We start from the raw sequence: 3,459 nt of genomic DNA on the forward strand, positions 1-3,459 counted from the left end.
ATCAAACCAATGATAGTACCCAGCAAACCAAGCAAGGTAGATACGTTAGCTAATGTCGCTAAATACTGTGTACGCTTTTCAAGGCGAGGAAGTGTTTCCATCAAGCCTTCTTCCATAGCGAACTCAATTTCATCCCGGTTAGCATTGTTTAATAAACGACTTAAACCCGCACCCATAATTGCTGCAATAGCAGCCTGTGAGTCGTTAGCAAACTTTAGCGCTTTTGGGTAATCGCGCTTTCTAAGAATCGGTAACAGCCCCTTATCAAAGGCATTTCTATTAGAGTTCTTTGCTGCGGTTAAATATATAAAACGCTCAATAGCAATCGCTAAACCGATTACTAAAACGACTGCGATTGGGTACATAAACGCCCCACCTTCCTGAAAAAATCGCAAGATCGTATCTAACATGATTTGTGCCCCTTAATGTTCTAATTAAAGCGTTTTGCAAATACTACGAGTACGTAATGCTCATAGAATCGCTACCGCATCTATTTTTTGTATTCAAAGTAATTGTTCGGCGTTGATGACTAAATAAACATCAACGAAATAAAACAGAGTTTGTCGTCAGCTATAATGCTGATTTTCATTATGTCTTTACCTGCACCTTAATACGTATGAACAGGTTCACGTTCCTTGTTGACGAACGACTATGTGATTGCAAGTGTATAGACAGCAACCCAGGAATTCCGGGACACGCTCATAAATTCCCTACAAATTTACAAGGTTTTACGCTTTCCATTACACTATCGAGGTTTGAAAGACGGAGAATCGACTTCCAAAAACCTTGAAAAATGAATCTGCTGTCGGAACCGGACAGGTTCAATGCTATCTAAAATGCCAGGAATACTTTTTGGCGGAGACGCTTCATCACGCTTCTCTATAGTTGGTAGTTTCCATGGCAGATCAAAACTTACATTTGGCAGTTCAGAGCTGCCAATAATAGAGACTTCCGACAGCGTTTCAACCCTCTTTTCATCTTGATTCGACTTAGAAACCGCAAAAGGAGACATAAGCAACAAAATGACAGATATCAGACAAGAAATTGCTTTAATCCTTCTCAATTTGATCAAATTCATTTACTTACGCTCCAGCATTTTTATCCAGCGCTCTACAGTCTTTGTGTCGTCTTCACCCGCATTTTTAACATAAGCCTGGTAATGTTCAATTGCTTGGTCGTAATCACGTAGGTACAACTCATAAAGTACCCCGAGATTGTAATTAACCATCGGATGATTTGAATCCTTTGCTAAGGCTGACTTTAAAAATCGTTCACTGTCCTGAAACTTACCTTCATCCTGGCTAATCAAAGATAATTGAATCAAAGCGTTTACGTTTTTAGGATTAATATCTAGTGCTTGCTGATAGTAGCCTTCAGCTTCAGCTAACTGCCTATTTGAATGACGAATCAAACCAAGGTTAACGTATGCACCAGCCAGGGTCGGATATCTATCAATTAAGCCCTTAAATATCTCTTCTGCTTCAACGTAAGATTTTTCTTTGATAAGAGCTAGACCTTGCTTGTATGCAATTTTATCGTCTTCCGTGAGGATTGGCTTAACAATAGCGCTAGCCGGCTTCTCAATCTGGATAGGCTCTATTTTTTTGCTAGTACTTGAACAAGCTACGACAAAATACAAAGCACCTATAACAAGGATTACCTTAGATATATGACTCATAGGCTTAGAAATATTCATCAGCATGTAAGATCGCCTTTGATTTACGTTCAAACTCTGTTGGATTCATTTCAGCTAACACTTCATAGGTGGCTGCAATCCATCTATCGTACTCACCATCAGGAACCTTATCGAGGTTAATCTGATAAATCTCCAAAGCTTGCTCTTCGAATGAGTACGCCTGCTCCTCCAGTAGAATGTCGTATTGCTCTAACTGAAGCTCTGTAAGTTTGTCGGGTCTTTCGGAAGACATGATATCTTGCGCTAAGGTTCTATATATCGTTCCGATTTTATAAGTAGCCGCTGAAATAACCTCGGACACTTCGTAATCGGCAAGGCTTTCGAGTTTAGCTACCAAGGCTTTTAGATTTCGTGTTTTTTGATCCAAAGACTTTTTGAGCGGTAAGCTTAAGCTAATCGCTTCAAACTGAAGGATGTCTTTGTTTAATAGCCTAAGCGCTGCATTTGCTGCAACATAAGCAGAACGCCCGTTTCGCTGAGAGATCCTATCCTGTTCATATTCTACAAGCGCTGCACGCCACTTATTAGCATTAGAGTCCTCTTTTCGACGATCAAAATAGCGAATACTTTGGAAATATGCCTCAATATTTAACTCGAACTGATCGGGATAGCGCTTAACAAAACCGTCCAAAAGCCCAACAGCTTCATAGGCAAAGTCATTTTCTAAGTAAATTTCTGCAGCACGATAAAGTGAGTTCGACGCTTTAGCCAAGTCCGCAGTAGAATTCGATATCTCGACTAGTTTTTCTGCAGCAGGAATTGGCTCTTCATTCTCCAAGTAAGCATAGACGAGCTTATCTGAGGCATCCTCATACAACTCACTATCAGGAAAACGCTCTTGGAAAACGTTTAAGGTGGCGATGGACTGCGGCCAATTTTGTATTTGTAGAAACTGTGTCGACGCATCAAAAAGTGCCGTAGGAGCAATACTCGAATCCGGCACTAGGTCGACGACTCTCAAATAAAGTTCGGCACTTTTCCCAATCGCACTTTCTTTCTCTGCTTGCTTGTAAACAGACGCAGCTAAGCGCTCGCTTAAGACCTCTACATCAGACTTCTTATTATAAGTAACAAGTTTTTGATAGGCTTTTTCTGCAAGAGAATAGTTTTCTAGCTCGAAATGACTATGAGCGTTAACCAACCAACTAGAATACAATATCGCAGCAGGTGCCGATCTGGACTGTACAACTCGGGAAGAAACTTCTACTGCATTGATATAGTCTAGTTCGCGATAATATTCATTTGCTAGGTCGTTCAACAATCCTGCCGTCTGATTAGCCATAGGAAAATGCGCAGCAAAACGCTCAATCGCTTCTCTGCGAAGTAGCTTATCAGATGGCCCGAGATCTTGGGTATTGCCGCTATTTGAAACTTTGATGTCGTCATATGTCAGAACTGAAGCATAGCCAGCTTGAACTGCCTTTGGATGGCTAACATTTTCATAAGCTGCACGTTCGTATAGAGAAATTGCACGACGATAATCACCAATTTTATATGCAGCCTCAGCTGCAAGGTAAAGGTTCTCACCGCTATAGCGATCTTGACCTCGCGTGAGAACCAGCTCTTCGTAATAGTCTGCAGCCTGCTTACCAAATACATAATAGCTTGACGCTTTAGCTGAAATTTCAGCAGGCTCACTCTTAACTTCGGAGTCTTTGGCGTAAGCCGTTTGCATTCTTACATAATATAGGTGTGCCAACTCATCTAGGGCCTCAACAAGCAAAGGTCTGACAATCTCTAATTGAGAGGGTTCAAGCGTTTTC

General features: G+C 41.1%; 4 protein-coding genes. All 4 read right to left on the bottom strand.

Translation table 11 applies throughout. The annotated features are described in order from the left end of the window. On the bottom strand, positions 1-410 hold a 410-nt coding region (locus A3761_RS19910), incomplete at its 3' end, for a MotA/TolQ/ExbB proton channel family protein (protein WP_197473137.1). 335 nt (positions 411-745) lie between these two features. Then, the gene (locus A3761_RS19915; protein WP_068506862.1) at positions 746-1,078 is read right to left on the bottom strand and encodes a hypothetical protein; all 333 of its coding nucleotides are present in this window, start codon (positions 1,076-1,078) and stop codon (positions 746-748) included. Then, a complete protein-coding gene (locus tag A3761_RS19920) occupies positions 1,079-1,702 on the bottom strand; it encodes a tetratricopeptide repeat protein (protein WP_068512665.1) in 624 nt (207 codons plus the stop codon). Further along, on the bottom strand, positions 1,683-3,459 hold a 1,777-nt coding region (locus A3761_RS19925), incomplete at its 5' end, for a tol-pal system YbgF family protein (protein ID WP_156491977.1). The genes A3761_RS19925 and A3761_RS19920, both read right to left, overlap by 20 nt.

This window comes from Oleiphilus sp. HI0123 (genome assembly GCF_001635315.1).

Excerpts from the sequence above, each read along its gene's own strand:
- A3761_RS19915 (WP_068506862.1), bottom strand. The coding sequence starts at position 1,078 with ATGAATTTGATCAAATTGAGAAGGATTAAAGCAATTTCTTGTCTGATA.
- A3761_RS19920 (WP_068512665.1), bottom strand. The coding sequence starts at position 1,702 with ATGCTGATGAATATTTCTAAGCCTATGAGTCATATATCTAAGGTAATC.